The 22,696-nt window shown below is 64.5% G+C and carries 23 protein-coding genes and 1 riboswitch; of the genes, 15 read left to right on the top strand and 8 right to left on the bottom strand.

Features of this window, described 5'->3' with window-relative positions:
* Nucleotides 1–85: 85 nt before the first annotated feature.
* Together fabI and KVT37_RS13455 are read left to right on the top strand one after the other, a co-directional pair.
* A complete protein-coding gene (fabI, locus tag KVT37_RS13450) occupies nt 86–904 on the top strand; it encodes an enoyl-ACP reductase FabI (protein ID WP_217573592.1) in 819 nt (272 codons plus the stop codon).
* 55 nt (nt 905–959) lie between these two features.
* Nucleotides 960–1,547, top strand: a complete 588-nt coding sequence (locus tag KVT37_RS13455; RefSeq protein ID WP_217573594.1) for a histidine phosphatase family protein — start codon at nt 960–962, stop codon at nt 1,545–1,547.
* Nucleotides 1,548–1,682: 135 nt separating this feature from the next.
* Here the strand turns inward: KVT37_RS13455 and KVT37_RS13460 are convergent, their stop codons facing one another.
* Nucleotides 1,683–1,946: a DUF1344 domain-containing protein gene (locus tag KVT37_RS13460; protein ID WP_217573596.1), complete on the bottom strand. Its 264-nt coding sequence runs from the start codon at nt 1,944–1,946 to the stop codon at nt 1,683–1,685.
* Between the two features lie 223 nt (nt 1,947–2,169).
* Between KVT37_RS13460 and aroC the strand changes: the two genes are divergently transcribed.
* A complete protein-coding gene (aroC, locus tag KVT37_RS13465; protein WP_217573598.1) occupies nt 2,170–3,276 on the top strand; it encodes a chorismate synthase in 1,107 nt (368 codons plus the stop codon).
* Nucleotides 3,277–3,395: 119 nt separating this feature from the next.
* Nucleotides 3,396–4,496: a 3,4-dihydroxy-2-butanone-4-phosphate synthase gene (gene ribB, locus KVT37_RS13470; protein WP_217573599.1), complete on the top strand. Its 1,101-nt coding sequence runs from the start codon at nt 3,396–3,398 to the stop codon at nt 4,494–4,496.
* A 349-nt stretch (nt 4,497–4,845) separates the two neighbouring features.
* Here ribB and KVT37_RS13475 read toward each other — a convergent pair whose 3' ends face one another.
* Nucleotides 4,846–6,066 carry an MFS transporter gene (locus KVT37_RS13475; protein ID WP_217573601.1) on the bottom strand — a complete coding sequence of 407 codons (1,221 nt, stop codon included), beginning with the start codon at nt 6,064–6,066 and terminating at the stop codon, nt 4,846–4,848.
* A 120-nt stretch (nt 6,067–6,186) separates the two neighbouring features.
* Between KVT37_RS13475 and KVT37_RS13480 the strand changes: the two genes are divergently transcribed.
* Both KVT37_RS13480 and KVT37_RS13485 read left to right on the top strand, forming a co-directional pair.
* On the top strand, nt 6,187–6,780 hold the full coding sequence (locus KVT37_RS13480; RefSeq protein WP_217573603.1) for a TetR/AcrR family transcriptional regulator: 594 nt from the start codon (nt 6,187–6,189) through the stop codon (nt 6,778–6,780).
* Between the two features lie 130 nt (nt 6,781–6,910).
* The gene (locus KVT37_RS13485) at nt 6,911–7,894 is read left to right on the top strand and encodes a hypothetical protein (RefSeq protein ID WP_217573605.1); all 984 of its coding nucleotides are present in this window, start codon (nt 6,911–6,913) and stop codon (nt 7,892–7,894) included.
* A gap of 68 nt (nt 7,895–7,962) precedes the next feature.
* On the opposite strand, the gene bluB is transcribed toward KVT37_RS13485, so the two are convergent.
* Nucleotides 7,963–8,685 carry a 5,6-dimethylbenzimidazole synthase gene (bluB, locus tag KVT37_RS13490; RefSeq protein WP_217573607.1) on the bottom strand — a complete coding sequence of 241 codons (723 nt, stop codon included), beginning with the start codon at nt 8,683–8,685 and terminating at the stop codon, nt 7,963–7,965.
* A gap of 44 nt (nt 8,686–8,729) precedes the next feature.
* A riboswitch (cobalamin riboswitch) is annotated at nt 8,730–8,908 on the bottom strand.
* Between the two features lie 115 nt (nt 8,909–9,023).
* On the opposite strand from bluB, the gene KVT37_RS13495 reads away from it, so the two are divergent.
* From KVT37_RS13495 to KVT37_RS13520, 6 genes are all read left to right on the top strand, one after another.
* On the top strand, nt 9,024–9,950 hold the full coding sequence (locus tag KVT37_RS13495; RefSeq protein WP_217573609.1) for a histone deacetylase family protein: 927 nt from the start codon (nt 9,024–9,026) through the stop codon (nt 9,948–9,950).
* Between the two features lie 3 nt (nt 9,951–9,953).
* Entirely contained in the window at nt 9,954–10,205 is a 252-nt protein-coding gene (locus KVT37_RS13500) for an exodeoxyribonuclease VII small subunit (RefSeq protein ID WP_040991103.1), read from the top strand.
* Between the two features lie 44 nt (nt 10,206–10,249).
* Nucleotides 10,250–10,516, top strand: a complete 267-nt coding sequence (locus KVT37_RS13505) for a DUF2277 domain-containing protein (protein ID WP_217573613.1) — start codon at nt 10,250–10,252, stop codon at nt 10,514–10,516.
* A 9-nt stretch (nt 10,517–10,525) separates the two neighbouring features.
* Nucleotides 10,526–11,446, top strand: a complete 921-nt coding sequence (locus tag KVT37_RS13510; protein WP_217573615.1) for a pirin family protein — start codon at nt 10,526–10,528, stop codon at nt 11,444–11,446.
* 272 nt (nt 11,447–11,718) lie between these two features.
* Nucleotides 11,719–13,632, top strand: coding sequence for a 1-deoxy-D-xylulose-5-phosphate synthase (gene dxs, locus KVT37_RS13515; protein ID WP_217573617.1), 1,914 nt, complete (start codon nt 11,719–11,721; stop codon nt 13,630–13,632).
* A 151-nt stretch (nt 13,633–13,783) separates the two neighbouring features.
* A complete protein-coding gene (locus KVT37_RS13520) occupies nt 13,784–14,071 on the top strand; it encodes a hypothetical protein (protein ID WP_217573619.1) in 288 nt (95 codons plus the stop codon).
* Here KVT37_RS13520 and KVT37_RS13525 read toward each other — a convergent pair.
* Nucleotides 14,068–14,469 (bottom strand): GFA family protein, encoded by a 402-nt coding sequence (locus KVT37_RS13525; protein ID WP_217573621.1) that lies wholly within the window; start codon nt 14,467–14,469, stop codon nt 14,068–14,070. The two genes, KVT37_RS13520 and KVT37_RS13525, sit on opposite strands and share 4 nt — an antisense overlap.
* Before the next feature lie 108 nt (nt 14,470–14,577).
* Between KVT37_RS13525 and KVT37_RS13530 the strand changes: the two genes are divergently transcribed.
* The 3 genes from KVT37_RS13530 to KVT37_RS13540 all read left to right on the top strand — a co-directional run bounded on the left by KVT37_RS13530 (nt 14,578) and on the right by KVT37_RS13540 (nt 19,381).
* On the top strand, nt 14,578–15,345 hold the full coding sequence (locus KVT37_RS13530) for a TlyA family RNA methyltransferase (RefSeq protein ID WP_217573623.1): 768 nt from the start codon (nt 14,578–14,580) through the stop codon (nt 15,343–15,345).
* Entirely contained in the window at nt 15,342–16,583 is a 1,242-nt protein-coding gene (locus KVT37_RS13535; protein WP_217573625.1) for a class I SAM-dependent RNA methyltransferase, read from the top strand. The genes KVT37_RS13530 and KVT37_RS13535 overlap by 4 nt, the downstream gene beginning before the upstream one ends.
* A gap of 155 nt (nt 16,584–16,738) precedes the next feature.
* A complete protein-coding gene (locus KVT37_RS13540) occupies nt 16,739–19,381 on the top strand; it encodes a caspase domain-containing protein (RefSeq protein WP_217573627.1) in 2,643 nt (880 codons plus the stop codon).
* 294 nt (nt 19,382–19,675) lie between these two features.
* On the opposite strand, the gene KVT37_RS13545 is transcribed toward KVT37_RS13540, so the two are convergent.
* The 4 genes from KVT37_RS13545 to tldD form a co-directional block, all read right to left on the bottom strand.
* The gene (locus tag KVT37_RS13545) at nt 19,676–20,353 is read right to left on the bottom strand and encodes a transglutaminase-like cysteine peptidase (protein ID WP_217573629.1); all 678 of its coding nucleotides are present in this window, start codon (nt 20,351–20,353) and stop codon (nt 19,676–19,678) included.
* Between the two features lie 188 nt (nt 20,354–20,541).
* Nucleotides 20,542–20,931 (bottom strand): type II toxin-antitoxin system VapC family toxin, encoded by a 390-nt coding sequence (locus KVT37_RS13550; protein ID WP_217573631.1) that lies wholly within the window; start codon nt 20,929–20,931, stop codon nt 20,542–20,544.
* On the bottom strand, nt 20,918–21,193 hold the full coding sequence (locus KVT37_RS13555) for an AbrB/MazE/SpoVT family DNA-binding domain-containing protein (protein ID WP_217573633.1): 276 nt from the start codon (nt 21,191–21,193) through the stop codon (nt 20,918–20,920). Before KVT37_RS13555 ends, KVT37_RS13550 begins: the two co-directional genes overlap by 14 nt.
* Before the next feature lie 74 nt (nt 21,194–21,267).
* Nucleotides 21,268–22,680 carry a metalloprotease TldD gene (tldD, locus tag KVT37_RS13560; RefSeq protein WP_217573635.1) on the bottom strand — a complete coding sequence of 471 codons (1,413 nt, stop codon included), beginning with the start codon at nt 22,678–22,680 and terminating at the stop codon, nt 21,268–21,270.
* Nucleotides 22,681–22,696 lie beyond the last annotated feature (16 nt).

The raw sequence follows: 22,696 nt of genomic DNA on the forward strand, positions 1-22,696 counted from the left end.
CAGTGTCTTTTGAGCGCTTGAAGGGGCTCTGTGCCTGTGCGATAGGGCTCTCCACAAAGCATCTATTCTTGCGGAGAGCTTGCACATGGCAGGTGGACAGGGCCTGATGGCCGGTAAGCGGGGCCTTATCCTCGGCGTCGCCAACAATCGGTCGATCGCTTACGGGATCGCCAAGGCTTGCGTCGATCACGGTGCCGAAATCGCGCTGACCTATCAGGGCGAAGCCTTCAAGAAGCGCGTCGAGCCGCTGGCGGCCGAACTCAACGCGCATGTCGCCGGCCATTGCGACGTGACCGACGCTGAGAGCCTCGACGCGGTTTTCGCCGATATCGCCAGGCATTGGGGCAAGCTCGACTTCCTCGTCCATGCCATCGCCTTCTCCGACAAGGACGAGCTCACCGGCCGCTATGTCGAGACGACGCGCGACAATTTCCTGCGCACCATGGATATTTCGGTCTATTCCTTCACCACCATCGCCAAGCGCGCCGAGCCGCTGATGACGGATGGCGGTTCGCTTCTGACGCTGACCTATTACGGCGCCGAGAAGGTGATGCCGCATTACAACGTCATGGGTGTCGCCAAGGCCGCGCTGGAAGCCAGCGTGCGTTATCTCGCCGTCGACCTCGGCGCCAAGAAGATCCGCGTCAACGCCATCTCGGCCGGGCCGATCAAGACGCTGGCCGCCTCCGGCATCGGCGACTTCCGCTATATCCTGAAGTGGAACGAGTACAATTCGCCGCTGAAGCAGACGGTCACCCAGGAAGAGGTCGGCGATTCCGGCGTCTATTTCCTGTCGGACCTGTCGCGCGGCGTGACCGGCGAGGTCCATCACGTCGATTCCGGCTACCATGTCGTCGGCATGAAGGCGGTCGACGCGCCGGATATCTCGACGGTCAAGGACTGATCCTCTCCTTCGCCTATCCTTCGTCCCAGGCCCTGGCCCGACCTCGGAAGACCTGATGTATCCGCTCGTCTACATCGCGCGCCACGGTCAGACGGAGTGGAATGCAGAGCACCGCCTGCAGGGCCAGGCCGACACCGACATCAATGCATTCGGCCGCAAGCAGGCGAGACAGAACGGCGAGCGGCTGGCGGAACTCATCGGCAAGGCCGAGGATTTCGACTTCGTCGCCAGCCCGATGCGGCGCACGCGCGAGACGATGGAGCTGATGCGCGAGGCGATGGGCCTCGATCCTTCCGGCTACCGCACCGATCCGCGCCTGGTGGAGATAAGTTTCGGCGACTGGCAGGGTTTTACCTTCGCCGAACTCGAGGAGCGTGCCCCCGGTTCAACCGATGGCCGCCGCCACGCCAAGTGGGATTTCCAGCCGCCCGGCGAGGGCGCCGAAAGTTACGAGATGCTGCTCGAACGGATAAAGCCGTGGTTCGACGCGCTTCGCCAGCCGACCGTCTGCGTCACCCATGGCGGCGTCATGCGCTGCTTTTTCCGCTTCGTCACCGGCATTTCCAAACAGGAAGCCGCCAGCCTCGAGGTTCCGCAGGACCGGTTGCTCCGCCTTGAGGGCCGCAGCCTGGAGTGGCTTTGAAAGCTGCGACCTATCGAATTCAGGTCAGGCCGAGTCGAAAATGGTGGCTTCTGAGAACCGGAGCGGAGCGTACTTTTCGTACGTGAGCACCGGAAGCGCAGGAAGCCGCCATTTGCAGACCGGCCTCACCTGAATTTAGTTCTGGTCGCTGTCGGGCAGCTGCATGTCGGTCACGACATTCTCGCCATTGCTCACGTCGAAAGCGATGACGATGTCCATGCCGGGCTTCAGCGAGTCGAGATCGGTCTCGGCGTTGAGCTTGTAGGCCTTGCCGTCGTCAAGCGTCAGCGTCAGCGTGTCCTTGTCGACCTTCTTGATCAGGCCTTCGGTCTGGCCGGCGAACGCGGCGGCGGTGGAAATCAGCAGCATGGCGCAGGCGGCGCCAATCAGGGTACGCATCGTCGTCCTCTTTTAGGTCATTGCGCCGGCTGGTAGCGGCGGATCCTCAACGGCGGATGGAGCAGAGCAGAAACCAACCGAATGTGTCAAAACTAAATCCGCCACATCACAGTTTGATGCGTCCGATCACCGTTTGACCACCGTGGAAAACGCCAATAGAAGGCAGCGTGCAGCGCTGCGCGGCCTTTTGGACGCGCAAAGGACGCTGGCAGGGCGCTTTTCAATGTCTCACAACACCTTCGGCCACCTCTTCCGCGTCACCACCTGGGGTGAAAGCCATGGCGAGGCACTCGGCTGCGTTGTCGATGGCTGCCCGCCCGGCATTCGCTTCAAGCGCGAGGACATCCAGGCCGAGCTCGACCGCCGCCGCCCTGGACAGTCGCGTTTCGTCACCCAGCGCCGCGAGCCAGACGAGGTCAAGATCCTGTCCGGCTTCATCCTCGACGAGGACGGCGAGACGATGATCACCACCGGCACGCCTGTCTCGATGCTGATCGAGAATGTCGACCAGCGCTCCAAGGACTATGGCGAGATCGCCCGCCAGTACCGCCCCGGCCATGCCGACTACACCTACGACGTCAAATACGGCCTGCGCGACCATCGTGGCGGCGGCCGTTCCTCGGCGCGCGAGACTGCCGCGCGGGTCGCGGCCGGCGCACTGGCGCGCAAAGTGGTGCCGGGCGTGGTGGTGCGCGGCGCGCTGGTCTCGATGGGCGAAAAGTCGATCGACCGCGCCAACTGGAACTGGAATTTCATCGGCGACGCCGAAAACCCGTTCTTCACGCCCGATCCGGCCTCGGTCCCGGTTTTCACCGCCTATCTCGACGGCATCCGCAAGGCCGGCTCCTCGGTCGGCGCGGTGATCGAGATCGTCGCCGACGGCGTGCCGGCCGGCCTCGGCGCGCCGATCTACGCCAAGCTCGACCAGGATATCGCGTCGGGCCTGATGTCGATCAACGCCGTCAAGGGCGTAGAGATCGGCAACGGCTTCGAGGCCGCCCGCATCACCGGCGAACGGAATGCCGACGAGATGCGCATGGGCAATGACGGCAAGCCGGTGTTTTTGTCCAACCATGCCGGCGGCATCCTGGGCGGCATCTCGACCGGACAGGCGATCGTCGCCCGCTTCGCCGTCAAGCCGACCTCCTCGATCCTGACCCCGCGCCACTCGATCGACAAGGACGGCAAGGATGTCGAGGTGATGACCAAGGGCCGCCACGACCCGTGCGTCGGCATCCGCGCCGTGCCGATCGGCGAGGCCATGGTTGCCTGCGCGATCGCCGATCATTATCTGCGGCACAGAGGACAGACGGGAAAGGGAGGGCAATAGGGCAGTAAGGCAATAGGGCAGTATGTTAAGCAGCCCCGTCGAAACAGCCAAAAATTTCCTTTTCCCTACTGCCCTACTGCCTTATTCCCCTACTGCCCTGCGAGCAAAGCGAGCACGTCATGCCCTACGACCAGAAGAAGATCGTCGAAGCGATCCGCGCCTTCGAGCGCGGCGAGATCGTCGTCGTCATGGACGATGACGGGCGCGAGAACGAGGGCGATTTGATCGTCGCCGCGGTGCATTGCACGCCGGAGAAGATGGCCTTCATCGTCCGCAACACCTCCGGCATCGTCTGCACGCCGATGCCGCGCGAGGAGGCCAAGCGGCTCAATCTGCAGCCGATGGTCGCCGATAATGATTCCGCGCACACCACGGCCTTTACCGTCAGCGTCGACTTCAAGCACGGCACCACCACCGGCATCTCGGCCGACGACCGCACGCTCACCGTGCGCAACCTCGCCAACGGCAATGTCGGCGCCTCCGATTTCGTGCGGCCCGGTCATATCTTCCCGCTGATCGCGCGTGAGGGCGGCGTGCTGATGCGCTCGGGCCATACCGAGGCGGCGGTCGACCTGTGCAAGCTCGCCGGCCTGCCGCCGATCGGCGTCATCTCAGAGCTGGTCAACGACGACGGCACCGTGAAGCGCGGCCCGCAGGTGCAGGCTTTCGCCGAAGAGCATGGGCTGAAGCAGGTTTCGGTCGCCGATCTCATCGCCTACCGGCAGCGCAAGGAAACGCTGGTCGAGCGCGTCGCCTGCTCCGACATCGACACGCTCGGCGGCAAGGCGCAGGTCTTCACCTACACGCTGCCATGGGACACCATGCACCATGTCGCGATCGTCTTCGGCGACATCCGCGATGGCGAGGACGTGCCGGTGCGCCTGCATTCGGAAGATGTCGTCACCGACGTCTTCGGCACCAGCCACCGGCTCGACACCATCATGAAGGCGATGGGCGAGCGCAAGCGCGGCGTCATCGTCTATCTGCGCGAGGGCTCCGTCGGCGTCGCCCATCAGGAGCGCAAGCGTCCGGTCAGCGGCGACCGCGAGGATCATGAGGAAGCCCGCCGCCGCGAGAACGAATGGCGCGAGATCGGCCTCGGCGCCCAGATCCTCAAGGATCTCGGCATCTCCTCGATCAACCTGATCGCCTCGCGCGAGCGCCACTATGTCGGCCTCGAAGGGTTTGGCATCCATATCGCCAAGACCGAGATTTTGTAGTCCTTCGACGGATTTGACGAACCGGAGGTCCTGGGCGGGCAGCCCGCCGGCGTTGCTGATTGACCATAGGCTCCGCGACGCCGGCGATTGGCCGGAGCCTCCGCGAAATCGTCATCCACGGGCGAAGCAAGGAGCGAAGCGACGCGCGTAGACCCGAGGATCCATTCCGTGACTTTGACGCGTTGCGACGGTTCAGAATTCTGCTCCGCTGCACTTTACGATCGAGATCACGGAATGGATCCTCGGGTCTGCGCTCCGCTTCGCGTCGCTCCGCCCGTGGATGACGACGTCGCTTAGGTCTCGGCTAACTGCCAACGTCTGCGATGATGATCGGACGGCCGAGCAACCGTCACTCCGCCAGGACCACCGCTTCGCCCCTGTCCGCATCGCCATCGTCCGTCGCCAGCCGGCACTGGCCGGCGAGCACGGTGACCAGCGCGATCGCGCCTGCCGCAACGGAAACCCAGAACCCGTTCTGCGGACCGAAATTGTCGACCATCCAGCCGGCGGCGAAGGAGCCGAGCGCCATGCCGATGCCGATCCCGGTCGTGACCCAGGTGACGCCTTCGGTGAGCATTGCCGGCGGCACGTGGCGTTCGATCAGGCCGAAGGCGGTGATGAAGGTCGGCGAGATCGCGACGCCGCTGATGAACACCGCCAGCGCCAGCGTCGGCACTGTCTCGGCGAAGAGCAGCGGCAGCGTGGTGAGCGCGATCACGGAGACGGCGACCGCCAGTTGCCGTTGCAGCGGTGCCTTCAGGCTGAGCGCCCCGACGATGATGCCGAGCACGAAGGATCCCAGCGCATAGACGCCGATGACCAGGCTTGCCGCCTCCGGCTGGCCGAGCGCCTTGGTGATGGCGACGGTGGTGACTTCGGTGGTGGCGAAAGTCGCGCCAACGAAGATCAGCGCGAAGGTGATGATCTGGACCGGCCGCAGGCTGATCGCCGAACCGGTCGCGCCATGTTCTGCCGGACGCACTGGCGGCTCGGACGAACGCTGCAAGAGGAAGGCCGCCGAGCCAAGCGCCAAAAGCAGCGTGCTGACCACCATGCCGGCTTCGGCAAACAGCGCCGCGCTCAAGCCTACCGACAGCGAGGCGCCGGCAACATAGACCAGTTCGTCGGCGGCCGATTCGAAGGCAAACGCCGTGTTGAGCTCAGGTCGGTCGCGAAAGATCTCGGTCCAGCGCGCCCTGACCAGGGCGGGAATGCTGGGCATGGCGGCGGCAAGCAGGGCGGACAGGAACAAGGTCCAGACCGGCCAGTGCTGGTTGGCGGCCGCGATCAGTGTCGCGAAGGAAATGACCGAGATGAGAGTCATGGGTGCTGCGATCGCCGTCTGGCCGCGCCGGTCCACCAGCCGCGACACTTGCGGCGAGAGGAAGGCGTTGACCAGCGCGTAGGTCGCGGAGACCGCTCCCGCCAGCCAGTATTCGCCATGCGTCTGCGACAGCATCGCCACGATGCCGATCGGCGCCATGGCGATCGGCAAGCGGGCGACGAAAGCGGCCGCGGCGAAGCCCTTCGTGCCGGGGGCCCGAAAGATGTCCGAATAGGGGTTTCGCATGATCCTGCTCCTCGACAAGGGTGCATACCACAACTACATACGCTGCGTATGAATGTCAGATAGTCCATACGCCGCGTATGTCAATTGGCATACGGTGCGTATGTGAATAGGGCCAGAGCCATGCACAGACCGCGCAAGGAGATGATCGCCGAGACACGCGCCAAGCTGATCGCGGCCGCCCGCCACGCTTTCGGCACGATCGGCTATGCCGAGGCCTCGATGGACGATTTCACCGCGTCGGCCGGCCTGACGCGCGGCGCGCTCTACCATCATTTTGGCGACAAGAAGGGACTGCTGCAGGCGGTGATCGCCGAGATCGACGGCGAAATGGCCGTACGCGTCAACGAGGTGGCCTCGAAGGCGCCGACCCGCTGGCAGCATTTCGTCGACGAATGCACCACCTACATCGAGCTGGCGCTGGAGCCGGAAATCCAGCGCATCATGTTTCGCGACGGCCCGGCCGTGCTCGGCGATCCGGCGCAATGGCCGAACGCCAGTGCCTGCACGGCCTCGATGACCGATCACCTGACCGCATTGCAGGATGAGGGCGTGGTCGTTGCCGACCTCGATCCGGAGACGGCTGCGCGGCTGATCAACGGCGCCAGCAGCCAGGCAGCGCAGCGCATTGCCAATTCCAAGGATCCCGAAGCGACGTCGAAGAAGGCGATCGCGGCGTTCAAGCAACTGCTCGAAGGCTTGCGCAAGAAGCCTTGACCGCACGCTTGGGTAACCAAGCCACCGGGTTGTGCACCGGTTTCGGGCCGGTGCAACCCTGCCGTGATTGACAACAGCCAGGGCGAGAGCATCCTCCACCGCCAACTCTTAGGGTGTGGAGAGTCGGGGCATGTGGGACTTCAGCATTGGCCGGTCTGTGTCCATCATGATGCGGACATGGCCGTTCATCGTCTTTCGCATGATCGTCTATTTCGGCATCACGGTTGCCTACATCATGGCGACCGGCACGGGCGCCAGCGTCGGCTACGGCGTCGGCCACATCTCGACCGATCCGGACGGCCCGGTGTCCTTTGCCCTCTGGGGCGGTGTGGTCGGCTTCGGCGTCGTCTCGATCGCCGTCTACTGGATCCGCGAATACATCCTCTATGTGCTGAAAGCCGGCCATATCGCCGTCATGGTGCATCTGATCGACGGCCATGACGTTCCCGACGGCCAGGGCCAGATCGCCTATGCCAAGGAAGTGGTGACCCAGCGCTTCGCCGAGGCCAACATCCTTTTCGTCGTCGACCAGCTGGTCAAGGGCGCCATCCGCGCCATCACCGGCCTGATCGGCGGCGTTGCCGCCTTTCTGCCCATCCCGGGCCTGAGCGGCATCGTCAGCTTCATCAACACCGTCATCCGCATCTCGCTGACCTATGTCGACGAGATCATCCTCGGCTACAACATCCGCATCAATTCGAACTCGCCCTTCGAGACGGCGCGGCAGGGCGTCGTGCTCTACGCGCAGAACGGCAAGCACATGGTCAAGAACGCCGTCTGGCTGGCGGTGATCATGTGGGGCGTGTCCTTCGTCATCTTCCTGCTGATGCTGGCGCCCGCGGCCGCCATCCTCTGGGTCATGCCGGGCCAGCTTGCCGGCTGGGCCTTCGTGCTGGCGATCGTCTTTGCCTGGGCCTTCAAGGCGGCCTTCATCGAGCCCTTCGCCATCGCTTCGCTGATGCAGGTCTATTTCGAAGCCATCGAAGGCCAGACGCCCAACCCCGAATGGGACCGGCGGCTGGCCGAGGCCTCGTCGAAGTTCAGGGAGCTGCGCGACAAGGCGCTGGGCTCTTTCGGCGGCGGCTCGCGCTGGGATACGCCCCGAGCGGCTTGATCAGAGCTTCGGGAGCAATTCCAGGAAAAGTGTGAAACGGTTTTCCGTCCGGAATTGCGTCAAACGTTCTAAGAGCCGCCAAGCCTTGCGATCGCCGATTTGAGCGGCGCTTCGCCGGCGCCGCGGAACGTCTCGCTCATCACCAGTTCGGGCAGCGGCAGGCGCTTGCCCCAGCCATGCGCCTCGAGGTCCGGCTTCGGCGCGAAGGCCGAGACGCGGCCGACGCACAGATAGGCGATCGGCGTGACATGTTCGGGGATCGACAACAGCCGCTTCAGCGCCTCGGTCTCGATGATGCTCACCCAGCCGACGCCGACGCCCTCCGCCCGCGCCGCCAGCCAGAAATTCTGCACCGCGCAGACGGTGCTGTAGAGATCCATTTCCGGATTGTGCCAGCGCCCGAGCGGCGAGTCCTTCGAGCGCTGCCGGTCGCAGGTGATGCACAGATTGAGCGCGCTTTCGCAGATGCCTTCCAGCTTGAGCTTGCGGTAGAGCGCCTGCCGCTCCGCCTCGATCGCCGGCAGTTCCTGCTCGCGCGCGGCGAGGAACAGGTCGCGCACCTGCCGCCGTCGCTCCCCATCGCGGATGACGATGAAATTCCACGGCTGCATGTAGCCGACCGAAGGCGCATGATGCGCGGCGGTGATGAGCCGCGCCAGCACGGCATCGTCGAGATCGTCGGCGATAAAATGGCTGCGCACGTCACGCCTGGTGAACATTGCCCGATAGACCGCGTCGCGCGCCAATTGGTCAAAGTCATCGCCGCTCGCGGCGATCGCTGCTGCCGTCATCGCTTTTCCCCTTGCGACAAGCAGTCATCCGCCTGACCAAGCGGATAACCATGTGTCTGCCAGGCCGGTCTTCTGGCTCGGGATCATCCCGCATCCGGCGCCTTCCCGTCTTTCGACAGTGGCTTTGCCGGCGCGGTCCCCCTCACAGCGTTGGGCGCGCCACGGAATTCAACCGTGTTCCCGATTCTCCCGCGTCGCGGGCACCAGGCAGCAGAGTGACCTTACCGCGAAGTCCGGCGCCAGCCAATGGCGCTGGCGACACGGGCTGACGCAATTTTCCCCAGCCATTCGGCTTTCAAACATGGTCATCCAGGCCGCAGGTGCCTAGATTAGGCGCCATGGCCACACGTCTCTACACGCACCCGATCTTCCTCGAACACCTCACGCCGCCCGGCCATCCCGAGCGGCCTGACCGCTTGCGCGCCATCGAGCGCGTGCTGGATGACGAGGCGTTTTCGGCGCTCGACCGCGTCAAGGCGCCGGAAGGCGACGAGGCAACCATCCTCTACGCGCATCCGGAAAATTTCGTGGAGCGCGTGCGCGCCGCCATCCCTGAAAACGGCATCGTCTCGATCGATGCCGATACCAGCGCCAGCCCGAAAAGCTGGCAGGCCGTGGTGACGGCGATCGGCGGCGCCAACGCGGCCGTCGACGACGTCTTCGAGGGCCGCGCCGCCAACGTCTTCGTCGCCGCCCGCCCGCCCGGCCACCATGCCGAAAAGACCACGGCGATGGGTTTTTGCCTGTTCAACACGGCGGCGATTGCCGCCCGCTACGCGCAGAAGAAGCACCAGGCCGAGCGCGTCGCCATCGTCGACTGGGACGTCCATCACGGCAACGGCACGCAGGACATTTTTTGGGACGACCCGTCGGTGCTCTACTGCTCGACGCACCAGATGCCGCTTTATCCGGGCACCGGCGCGAAGAGCGAGACCGGCGCCGGCAACATCGTCAATGCGCCGCTTGCGCCGCGCACCGGCAGCGATCTGTTCCGCGACGCCTTCCTGTCGCGCGTGCTGCCGTCCATCGATGCTTTCGCGCCGGATCTGATCATCATTTCCGCCGGCTTCGACGCGCACCACCGCGATCCGCTGGCCGAGATCAACCTGACCGAGGATGATTTCGACTGGGCGACCGGGCAATTGATGGAGCGCGCCGGCCGCCACAGCGGCAACCGGCTCGTCAGCCTGCTGGAAGGCGGCTACGATCTGCAGGGACTGGCATTTTCAGTCGCCGCCCATGTCGGGCGGCTGATGAAGGGATAGGGTATGGCAGTGGAAGGCAATGAGGACGTCAAGGCGATGAGCTTCGAACAGGCGCTCGACGCGCTGGAGAAGATCGTCGATGATCTGGAGCGCGGCGACGTCCCGCTCGACCAGTCGATCAGGATTTATGAGCGCGGCGAGGCGTTGAAGGCGCATTGCGACCGCCTCCTGAAGGCGGCCGAGGACAAGGTCGAGAAGATCAGGCTGTCGCGCGACGGCAAGCCGGTGGGAACGGAGCCGCTCGACGCGGAATAATTTGCAACAGGGTGGGCAGAGTAAGCAGGTAAGGAGTTCAAGCCATGTGCCGCAACATCAAGACCCTGGCCAATTTCGAACCGCCGGCGACCAATGACGAAGTGCATGATGCAGCACTGCAATTCGTGCGCAAGCTGAGCGGTACGACGAAACCCTCGAAGCGCAACGAGCATGCTTTCCACCATGCCGTCGAGGCGATCGCGGCGATCGCGCGCGAGCTCATCGATTCGCTCGAGACCAATCAGGAACCGCGCAATCGCGAGGAAGAGGCCGCCAAGGCGAAGGCCAGGTCGGCGCTCCGTTTCGCCTGAGGACCCGACATGAGCTTCTTTCCGGGAAACGATCCTGAACCCGGCGATGCCTTCGCCTGTGACCAGATCGAGTTGATGGTTGTTCCGAACGCCAAGGACATTGGCGGTTTCGAGGTGCGCCGGGCCTTGCCGACGGCCAAGCGCCGGCTGGTCGGGCCGTTCATCTTCTTCGACCGTATGGGACCGGCCATCCTGCGCGCCGGCCATGCGCTCGACGTTCGCCCGCATCCGCATATCGGCCTGTCCACCGTCACCTACCTGTTCGACGGCAAGATCAGGCATCGCGACTCGCTCGGAACCGAAATGGTGATCGCGCCCGGCGACGTGAATTTGATGACCGCCGGACGTGGCATCGTCCATTCCGAGCGCACGCCGGAGGAATTACGCGGCGCGCCGATGTCGGTGTCCGGCCTGCAGACCTGGCTGGCGCTGCCGGACGGCAAGGAGGAGATCGCTCCAATTTTCGCCAACACGTCGATGGCCCGTCTGCCCGAGATCGACGCCGAGGGCGTCAGCGGCCGCGTCGTCATCGGCGAGTTCTCAGGATGGCGCTCGCCCGTGGCGACCGCTTCGGAGACGCTTTATGCCGATCTGCGCCTGGCGGCGGGTGCTGCCGTGAAAATTCCGGCCGATGCCGAGGAGCGCGCCATCTACACGCTGGAAGGCGACGTCTCGATCGCCGGCGACATTTTCCCGGCCGAGCGGCTTCTGGTGTTCAAGCCCGGCGAGGAAATCGTCGTTTCTTCCGAGCGCGGCGCGCATTTCATGCTGTTCGGCGGCGCTTCGCTCGGCTCCAAGCGTTATATCTGGTGGAATTTCGTCTCGTCCTCGAAGGAACGCATCGAACAGGCCAAAGAGGAATGGAAGACAGGCCGCTTCGATATCGTTCCTGGCGATGAGGAGGAGTTTATCCCGCTGCCGGAAGGCTAAGGCAGGTCGATATTCAGGTGAGGCCGACCTGCAAATCGCGGTTTCCTGCGCTTCCGGTGCTCACGTACTTTAGTACGCTCCGCTCCGGTTCTCGGAACCCGCCATTTTCGACTCGGCCTGACCTGAATCTCGACCCGCCTTAGGTGGTGGCAAAGGAATGCGCGTCACTGACGCGCATTTACATTCACCCGCTGGCGGCCTATGCCGCGCATGATTATGGCGCAATTCATTGCTAGCGCCGTGTTCAACGGATTTCAGCAGGTCGCGCCTGAGTGAGCCCAAAGCCGCAAACACCGCTTCTCGATAAGGTCCGCATCCCGGCGGATTTGCGCACGCTTGAGGAAAGCGAGCTGCCGCAGCTCGCCTCCGAACTGCGCCTTGAGATGATCGATGCGGTATCGCAGACCGGGGGCCATCTTGGCGCCGGCCTCGGCGTCGTCGAGCTCACCGTCGCCCTGCACTACGTCTTCAACACGCCGCAAGACCGGCTGATCTGGGACGTTGGCCACCAGGCCTATCCGCATAAGATCCTGACCGGCCGCCGCGACCGCATCCGCACGCTGCGCCAGGAAGGCGGCCTTTCCGGCTTCACCCGCCGGGCCGAGAGCGAATACGACCCGTTCGGCGCCGCGCACTCCTCGACCTCGATTTCGGCCGGCCTCGGCATGGCGATGGGGCGCGACCTGTCGGGCGGCCGCAACAACGTCATTTCGGTCATCGGTGACGGCGCCATGTCGGCCGGCATGGCCTTTGAGGCGCTGAACAATGCCGGCGCGCTCGATGCCCGCCTGATCGTCATCCTCAACGACAACGACATGTCGATCGCGCCGCCGACCGGGGCGATGAGCGCCTATCTGGCGAGGCTCGCCTCCGGCAAGGCCTATCTCGGCCTGCGCGATTTCGGCAAGAAGCTGACCTCTTATCTCGGCAAGCGCGCCGACCGCGCCATCACCCGCGCGGTCGAGCATGCGCGCGGCTACGTCACCGGCGGCACCTTGTTCGAGGAGCTCGGTTTCTATCACATCGGCCCCATCGACGGGCACAATCTCGAGCACCTCATTCCAGTGCTGAAGAATGTCCGCGACAATGCCGACGGCCCGGTGCTGATCCATGTCGTGACCCAGAAGGGCAAGGGCTACGCCCCGGCGGAGGCTGCGGCCGACAAATATCACGGCGTCAACAAGTTCGACGTCATCACCGGCGCGCAGGCCAAGGCGCCGGCCAACGCGCCGGCCTACACCAAGGTGTTCGCCGAAGGCCTGATCCAGGAAGCGCGCGAGGACGAGCGCATCGTCGCCATCACCGCCGCCATGCCGAGCGGCACCGGCCTCGACCTGTTCGGCGAGGTGTTTCCGAAGCGAACCTTCGATGTCGGCATTGCCGAGCAGCATGCTGTGACCTTCGCCGCCGGGCTGGCCACCGAGGGCTACAAGCCCTTTGCCGCCATCTACTCCACCTTCCTGCAGCGCGCTTACGACCAGGTCGTCCACGACGTGGCGATCCAGAGACTGCCGGTGCGCTTCCCGATCGACCGCGCCGGCTTCGTCGGCGCTGACGGCGCCACCCATTGCGGCGCCTTCGACACGACCTTTCTCGCGACGCTGCCGGGCTTCGTCGTCATGGCCGCGGCGGACGAGGCCGAGCTTCGCCATATGGTGCGCACGGCGGCGTCCTATGACGACGGCCCGATCGCCTTCCGCTATCCGCGCGGCAACGGCGTCGGCGTCGACATGCCGGAGCGTGGCTCGGTGCTTGAAATCGGCAAGGGCCGCATCGTGAAAGAGGGCACCAAGGTAGCGCTTCTCTCCTTCGGCACGCGGCTTCAGGATTGCCTTATCGCCTCCGAGGAACTCGGCGCGGCGGGCCTCTCCACCACCGTTGCCGACGCCCGCTTCGCCAAGCCGCTGGACGAGGATCTCATCCGGCGTCTCGCCCGTTCGCATGAAGTGCTGGTCACCGTGGAGGAAGGCGCCATCGGCGGCTTCGCTGCCCAGGTGCTGCATTTCCTTGCCCATGAAGGCTTGCTGGAAAGCGGCCTCAAGGTGCGCCCGCTGGTGCTGCCGGATGTGTTCAGCGACCACGCCAAGCCCGAAAAAATGTATGCCGATGCCGGCCTGGACGCGGCAGGCATCGTGCACACGGTCTTTGCCGCGCTCGGCCGTGGCGCGCAGGCGCAGCGCGCCTGAATCGAAATCTCAACTTCTTGAATCGGTTTGTCGGCTGTTGCCGGTAATCTTTTGTTAACGCTTCCGTTTGGCGGTTCGCTTACCCTGTCTCTTGGCCGATTTTCAACGGCGCCCTGCTAAGACCTTGGTCCTAGGCAGGGGAATAGGAACAATGAAGTCGCTCATTTGCGGCATGGCCCTTTTGGCGGCCATGATTGCGCCGGTGGCAGCCGAAACGCGTTACGATCGCAATATCGAAAAGGCGGCGATAGACATCGTCGCCGGCAAGATGGGCAACATCCGCGGCGGCTTCTCCTACAAGCAGAGGCCGCAGCTTGTCCTGCTCCCGGAAGCGGCGCCCGCCGCGCCCGCTCCCGTTGAGCCGCCGCGCAAGGAGGCTTCCGGCAATGACGGCCTGATGCCGGCGGTCGAGCGCCAGGTCTCGCGCACCATTTTCTAGAACCACATATCGCGCACGCAGCGCCCGTCGCGCGGCAGGTCGTCGAAACTGTCCAGGCCGTCGAAATGGTCGATCGGCAGGTCGGCGACGTCCTCCGGCGGCGCCAGCCTGACATTGACGGCGATGCGCGTGCGGCCGCTCTCGCCGGAACCCAGGCCGCGCCAGGCGACCACGCAGGCGCAGGTCGGACAGAACAGGATTTCCAGCGCGGGTTCGGCCACCTCGGCGCGCGTGTAGGACTTCAGCGGTCCGGCAATGCGAATTCGTTCGTCGAGATAATCATAGGCCCAGAGCGCGCCGTAGCGGCGGCAAAGCGTGCAATTGCAGGCGGTGATTCCACCGGGATCGCCCTCCAGCGTCCAGTGGGCCGCGCCGCAATGACAAGTACCCTTCAGCATCGTCACCTCCGCCCGTCCGATCGACGGCCCGTCGCGTCGGCATTCTGCAGCCTATCGCGCCGTGTTCAACCCATTGCGTTCGCGCCCGGCTTTCGCCAATGAAGGCCGATGAGTTCCCCTTTGCCATCAAGCCAGCGCCAGCGGCTCGACGAATTGCTCGTCGGGCGCGGCCTGTTCGCCAGCCGCTCGCGGGCCCGCGACGCGATTGAGCGCGGCACGGTGACGGTTGACGGCATCGTTGCGCGCAAGCCCGGCCAGCCCGTCGCGCCGGACTGCCTGGTCGCCATCGACGATCCGGCGCAGGCCTATGTGTCGCGCGCCGCCCTGAAGCTGATTGCCGGCCTCGACCGTTTCGGCCTCGACCCATCCGGCAGCGAGGCGCTCGACGTTGGCGCCTCGACCGGCGGCTTCACCCAGGTGCTGCTCGAGCGTGGCGCGGCGCATGTCACGGCAATCGATGTCGGCCACGGCCAGATGCATCCCGAAATTGCCGCTGGTCCGCGCGTCACCGTGATCGAAGGGCTGAACGCCCGCGATCTGACGGCGGCCGATCTCGGCGGCCGCGTTCCGGATTTCCTGGTTTGCGACGTAAGCTTTATCTCGCTGAAGCTGGCGCTGCCGCCGGCGCTGGAATTGGCGGGCGAGGGCGCCAGGGCGATCCTTCTGGTCAAGCCGCAATTCGAGGCCGGGCGGGAGGCGATCGGCAAGGGCGGGCTGCTCAAGGAGCCTGAAGACGCTGAGCGCGTTGCCGTGAGCTTGCGCGATTGGCTCGCCGGCGTCCTTGGCTGGCGCGTGCTCGGATTGCACCCGTCGCCGATCGAAGGCGGCGACGGCAACCGCGAGTTCCTGCTCGCCGCCGTAAAGGGATCGCGATGAGCACACGCTTCACCATCGCCAGGCTAGGCTCGCAGGGCGACGGCATCGCCAATGCCGAGGGCGGGGAGGTCTTCATCCCGTTCACGCTGCCGGGCGAAACTGTCACCGCCGCGCGGCAGAAGGACCGCGCCACGCTGATGTCGGTGCTCGAACCCTCGCCGTTCAGGGTAGATCCGGCCTGCCGGCATTTCACCGAATGCGGCGGCTGCGCGCTGCAGCATTACGAGGCCGAGGCTTACCGGCAATGGAAGCGCGAGAAGGTCGTGCAGGCGCTGAAGACCAAGGGCATCGCTTGCGAGATCGCTGCGCTGGTGCCTTGCGCGCCGCACAGCCGGCGCCGCGTCACCTTCAGCGCCAGACGCACCGAGGCCGGCATGCTGCTCGGCTTCGTGCGCGCGCTGTCCTCCGAGATCATCCCGATCGAGGAATGCCCGATCTCGCTGCCGGTGATCGTCGCGGCGCTCGATAAATTGCGCGCCCTGGCCGGATTGGTCTGCGCCACGCCGAAAGCCTTCCACATGACGGTGACTGTCACCGCTTCCGGCCTCGACATCGCCGTGCAGGATGCCGGCAAGCTGGGCGACCACCAGCGCCGTATCGCGTCGAATTTCGTCATGGCCGAGGGCCTGGCGCGGCTTTCCGTCGACGGCGAGATCGTCGTCGAGCCGAAGAAGCCGGTGGTGCAGTTCGGATCGGTCGCGGTCGCCGTGCCGCCCGGCGCCTTCCTGCAGGCGACGGAAGCCGCCGAGGAGACGATGGCGGGCCTTGTCGGCCAACATGTGGCGCGCGCGAAGAAGGTTGCGGATCTGTTTGCCGGCTGCGGCAGCTTCGCGCTCCGGCTGGCGGCGAAATCCGAGGTTCATGCCGTGGAGGGCGACGGTCCCGCGCTCGCCGCGCTCGACCGCGCCTTCCGCTTCGCCAGCGGCCTGAAGCGGGTGACCAGCGAACGCCGCGACCTGTTCCGCCGGCCGCTGACCTTCAAGGAGTTGAACGCCTTCGATGGCCTGGTCTTCGATCCGCCGCGCGCCGGCGCCGAGGATCAGTCGAAGCAGATCGCCCGCTCCGACGTGCCGCTGGTCGCCGCCGTCTCCTGCAACCCAGTGACGCTCGCGCGCGATTTGCGCATCCTTCTCGACGGCGGCTACACGCTGAAGCGCGTGACGCCGATCGACCAGTTCCTATGGTCGCCGCATGTCGAGGCCGTGGCGCTCTTGGAAAAGCCGAAGCGGCGGCGATAATCCACAACCAGCGGTTCGCAAGAAATTTGTGAAACCTCTGTTCTTTCGACGAAATTGCGCCCCAAAGACGCCTTTTTGCGAGCCATAAATTTATGTCGTCTGGGAAACGTTCCGGTCCCTGGAGCGTTACCGTTGCGAATGGATGGCGGATTGCAATGCGCACGCTTCAGAAATTCCTTGGCCTCGTCGTCGTTCTCATATTCATGGCCGGTTCCGCCGCCGGGGCGCTGGCGCAAGGTGAAAAGCGGCTGGCCTTCGTCATCGGCAATGGCGCCTATCAATCCGGCGAACTCGCGACGGCCGCCAATGACGCGGGCCTGATCGGGCAGACCCTGCAGGCAGCCGGCTTCGATGTGGTCGGCGCGCGCGATGTGGACCAGGAATCGCTGCGCGGCGCCTTCCGCGATTTTCTCGCCAAGGTTTCGGCCGCCGGTCCCGACGCGGTCGTTTTCGTCTACCTCGCCGGTCATGGCGCGCAGTTCGAAGGTGAAAACTACTTCCTGCCGGTTGACGCCAACATCGCCAATCCCGCCGATGTGCCGCTCCAGGCCATTCGGGTTTCCGACCTCACCCGACCGCTTGCCGCCCTGCCGACGAAGGTCAACGTCATCGTGCTTGACGCGGCGCGGCCGAATGAGTTCCCGCAGACGAAAGAGCCGCTGGCCGGCGGTCTCGCGCTGGTCGACCCCGACCCGAATATGCTGATTGCCTTCAATTCCGCGCCGGGAACCGCGGCACCCGAGGGCAAGGGACCGTATGGCGCCTATGCGCAGGCGCTCGCCGAGATGATGCGCGAGGGCGGCCTGCCGCTCGAAGACGTGTTCGACCGTACGCGCCTGCGCGTCAACGAGGTGACGCAAGGGGCTGAAGTGCCTTGGGACGCCTCGAAGATCAGTGCGCCTTTCGTGTTCTTCGACCGGGCGTCGGATGCGCCCGCGCCCAAGGTTTCCGAGGCCGAAGACCAAGCCAACCGGACCAGGGAAATCCGCGATTTCGATGCCCGCGATGCCTATGTGGCGGCCCTCGACCGCGACACGATGCGCGGCTACCAGGATTTCCTCGCCGCCTATCCGCACGATCCGATGGCCAAGCGGGTGCGCGCCATCATCGCCGCGCGGCGCGAGGCGATCACCTGGCGCCAGACCTGGATGCGCGACACGCCGGAGGCTTACTGGTCCTATTTGGACCGCTATCCGCATGGCCCGCATGCCTGGGACGCGCGCCGCCGGTTGGAGCATTTCGACGCCGAGCTCGAGCCGCCGTCGAGTTTCACCGTCATCGTCTATGACGTGCCGCCGCCGCCGCCGGAGGAAATCATCTATGTCGACCGTCCGGTGCTCTATTTCGACGATCCGGACTACGACTTCGATCCGCCGCCGCCGGTCGCGGTGATCTTCCTGCCGCCGCCGCCGCCGGATTTCATCGTGCTGCCGCCGCCACGGCCGCCGGTCGACGTTTTCGTTCTGCCGGTGCCGGTCTTCGTGCCGGTGCCCGTGTGGGTCAACCCGCCGCGCAACATCGTGCCGCCGCCGGACAACATCATCTTCAACAACATCCACAACACGACCGTCATCAACAACACCACGATCCGCAACGAGACCGCTAGTCAGGCCGGACAGCCAAACGGCAATACCGAGGGCGGCCTCACCACAGGCCAGAAAATCACCGGAGCTGCCATCGGTGCCGGCGCAGCGCTGGCGGCCAAGGTCGCGCTGCCGCCGCTCTTGAAGAAGAGGGCGGCCATATCCGGTCAGTCCCAGTTCGATCAGAATCAGGGCGGCCAGATTAAGAGCGGCTTGCCGCTGAAACCCGGCCAGGGTGTAACGCAGGGCCAGCAGCCTGGTGCTGCGGTTCCGCTGTCGAAGAACCTGTCCGCCCGTAAGCTCGGAACCGACCACGCCTTGCCGGGAGCCGATGGCAACACGCTGCCGCTCGTCAACGGCAAGCCGGTGCTCAACGGCCAGAATCTGCCGAACGACAGGTCCAGGAAGCTGCTTGGCAAGAAAGGCATTGTGGAGGGCAACCAGGAGGCGACCGGAAATGCCGGTGCCGCCATTTCCGGCAACGGCCAGCAGAATGGGGCTGGCAACGATCAGGGCAAGAAAGGCAAGGTCCGCAAGCTGCCAACCGTCAATGGCGCGCCGGTCGAGAATGGGCAGAGCGCCCAGGAGAGGTTCGGGAAAAACAACCCGAATGCGTTGTCCGACCAGGGCAACGGCAAACCGAAGAAGCTGACGCGCAAGGATTTGTCGGTCGGCCAGTCCATCGTCGAACCGGGCGATCAGAGCTCGGCCAACAGAAATGACAAAGGCAAGAAATTCCGCAAGCTGCCGACCGTCAACGGTGAGCCGGCCGACAATCGGCCGATCGTGCAGAAGCACATGAGGAAGAACAATCCGGACGTGTTCTCCGACCAGTCCCAGGGCTCGATCGACGGGAACGTCAAGAAGCTCCGCAGACTGCCTACCGTCAATGGTGAGCCGGCCGACAATGGGCCGAGTATGCAGAAGCGGTTCAGGAGGAACAATCCGGACGTGTTCTCCAACGAGAATCAGGGCTCGGCCGGCGGGAACGACGTGGGCAGGAAGTTCCGCCGGCCGCAGAACGAGGAAGGTTCCGCCGGCGCGGAGGTGAACGTCCAGCGGAACTTCAAGCCGCAGAAACAGGAGTTCCGCGCGCAGCCCAAGGTTCAAGTCCAGCCGCAGGAGCGGCGTCTGTCGCAGGAGCCCAAGCAGCAGCAGCAAGGAAACAAGAAGCCTGTCTGCGGGCAGCCGGGTGAGCCGCCCTGCAAGCAGTAGGCCGGCGCGGCTGGGCGGAGCCTCCGTTGCATGGGCCGGAGTCCGGTCCGTGGTTTTGAAAGGCGGGGATTGCCAGTTGGCGGTGCGTCAGCCGGTCAATGGCGGACCGCTTAGAGCAATTCCAGGAAAAGTGCCTAGCGGCTAGAGCAATTCCAGGAAAAGTGTGAGCGGTTTTCCGTCCGGAATTGCGTAAAAACAAAGAGTTAGAGCGGTTCGGCGTTTCCGTGACACGATGAACCGCTTGGCGCGTTGGCCTCCCTTTGGGAGGCTGCGCATATCTGGCAGGTATTCGGTCTACGAACTCGGAGTCAGCCGTTTCGCCGTGCCGCCACGCTGGTTGATCGAAACCCAGGTGTTCGGGTTCTGCTGCGACTGGCGCTTCAGGAAGTAATAGCCGGTGGCGTTCCACGGCCTGACCTCGTCGGCCAGGTTGTCGAGCACAAGATCGCCCTTGTCGGTCTTCACCGTCAGGATCGTGTGGCCCTCATTGTTGAGATCGCGCACGACCGTCATCAACAGCGCCTGCCGGGGGAAGCCCGCTTGCAGAAGGAGCTTGCGCTTATAGAGCGCGTAGATCTTGCAGTCGCCCTTGCCGTCCGTCGGATAGTCCCAATGGTCCATCATCGTGCCCCAGTGGTCGTAGTTGCTGACGGGTTTGATGGAGCGGTTAGCCTTCTGGTTGACCCGCTGGAGGGTGCGCATGTTCTGCGCGGTCAGCTTGACGCTCGCGGCCGGCAGAGCGGGCACCTTGCACTCCTTGGGCCGGCGATGACAGAAATCGAGCCAGCCATATGGAACGCTGGTGCTTGCGCCAACCGTGGCCGAACTCGCACCGGCGGCAGGTGGCGCCGACATTCGCTTGAACAGCGTCGACTGTGCCGCCGCCGGGCTGACACTGAGCGATGAAACGCCAACCAACGAAACAAGGCCAAACAGGAAGGAAGAAGTCAGGACGTAAGGGGATTGCTTCACTGCCAACACACCACCGCAACGAGGAGACTGGCGACAGCCTAATGCGCGAACGCCAGCCCCGCCAATTAAACTATTAATAATGTCCTAACACGATTGTGTTCACTTCAAGGTGCGGTCGGCGTTCAAGCCGAAATGCGAACATCGGCCAGGCCGAACACTCCGGCGTGGTGAATTCCCGATCGCCAAGCCTATACTTCCCGCACACCTTCAGACCCAGCCGCTTTTGCAGCTTTTACGAAATTGCGGTCAAAGGTTGCAAAGCCGGTGCAATGGGCTGATTTGCTCAGATGCAGCGCATCCGCGAAATCAACCCCCGCCTCGACCAGACCCAGCGCGGAAGAGACAACAGGAGCGTCTTCGATCTCGACCGTGGGAAGCCCGCCAAACTTCCGTAATGCTCTGACGATATCGGCCTGGTCGTAACCATAAGCGCTGCGTAGCACCCACTCGGCTTCCAGAACCACCGTGACGGCGGCAAAGACCGGTTGACCGTCGATCAACCGCCTGGCGCGCGCGGACTGCTCGGGATGATCGTTCGTCAGGTAGCGAACGACAACGTTCGTATCAATCGCGAGCATGGCGTCGCCGTGCTTCGGCGAGCACGCCCGCGTCCATTTCTTCCAGTGTCTTCGGCGCGCCGCGGGATGGCAGGGAGCCAAAGACATCGTTCGGCTGCGTCGCAGCAAATGCAGGCGCTAGCCTCAAAAGCACCCCTTCCGGCGTTTCCTCAACCTCAAGCCTCGTTCCCGCGCCCCACTCTCTCCGTTTCCGGATGGCGCTGGGCAAAATCACCTGCCCCTTGGTCGAGACGGTGGTAGTGAGCTTTTCAGACGCAGACATGGCACCCTACCTGTGTAAGACAAAGGTAAGATAGATGACGTCAGGGTCGAATTCAAGTCATATTGCCTCAGGCCTCAAACCCTGGTGCCGCCCACCGTCATCTGGTTCATCCGCAGATGCGGCTGGCCGACGCCCACCGGCACGCCCTGTCCGGCCTTGCCGCACATGCCGATGCCGTTGTCGAGCTTCATGTCGTTACCGATCATGCTGACGCGGTGCATGGCGTCCGGACCGTTGCCGATCAGCATCGCGCCCTTGATCGGCTGCGTCACCTTGCCGTTTTCGATCATGTAGGCCTCGGTGCAGCCGAACACGAACTTGCCGGACGTTATGTCGACCTGGCCGCCGCCGAAGGACACGGCGTAGATGCCGTTCTTGACCGAGGCGATGATCTCGTCCGGCTCCATGTCGCCCGCGGTCATGTAGGTGTTGGTCATGCGCGGCATCGGCTGGTGTGCATAGCCTTCGCGCCGGCCGTTGCCAGTCGCCTTCATGCCCATCAGCCGGGCGTTCTGGCGGTCCTGCATATAGCCGACCAGCTTGCCGTCCTCGATCAGCACGTTGCGCGCCGAAGGCGTGCCTTCATCGTCGACGGTGAGCGAGCCGCGCCGCTCGGGGATCGTGCCGTCATCGACCACGGTGACGCCCTTCGCCGCAACTTGGCTACCCATCAGGCCGGCGAAGGCCGAGGTCTTCTTGCGGTTGAAATCGCCCTCCAGCCCATGCCCGACCGCTTCGTGCAGCATCACGCCCGGCCAGCCGCTGGAGAGCACGATGTCGAACGTTCCGGCTGGCGCGGGAACCGCCTCGAGATTGACCAGCGCCTGCCGCAGCGCCTCGCTTGCGGCATGTTTCCAGCTTTCCTCGCTGACGAACTCGCCAAAGCTCTTGCGGCCGCCCATGCCATAGGAGCCGCTCTCCTGCCGGTCGCCGCTGCCGACCACGACCGACACGTTGATGCGGACCAGCGGGCGGATGTCGCGCACGATCTGGCCGTCGCCGCGCACGATCTCGACATGCTGCCACGAGGCGGCGAGCGAGGCCGTCACCTGGCGCACGCGCGGATCCTTCGCCCGCAGCCAGCCGTCGATCTCCTGCAAGAGCTTGGCCTTGGCCTCGAAGGACGGCGAGGGGATCGGGTTCTCGTCGCCATAGAGGTGGCGGTTGGTGCGCGCCGGCGCGCCGGCGAGCTGGCCGGAATAGCCGCCCTTGACCGCCGAAACCGCATCGGCGGCGCGCAGCAGCGAGGCTTCGGAAAGATCGCTCGAATGCGCATAGCCGCTGGCTTCGCCGGCCACGGCGCGCAGGCCAAAACCCTGATCTGTGTTGAAATTGGCCGTCTTCAGCCGGCCATTGTCGAACATCAGCGCCTCGCTCTCGCTGTATTCGAGGAACAGCTCGCCGTCGTCGGCGCCCTTGATGGTCTCGGCGACGATCTCTTTGACGCGATCGTCGGAAATGTCGAATTGGCCGATCAGGCTGTTCATGGCAGGTCCATTCATG

Source organism: Mesorhizobium sp. GbtcB19, assembly GCF_019091085.1.
GTDB lineage: Bacteria > Pseudomonadota > Alphaproteobacteria > Rhizobiales > Rhizobiaceae > Mesorhizobium.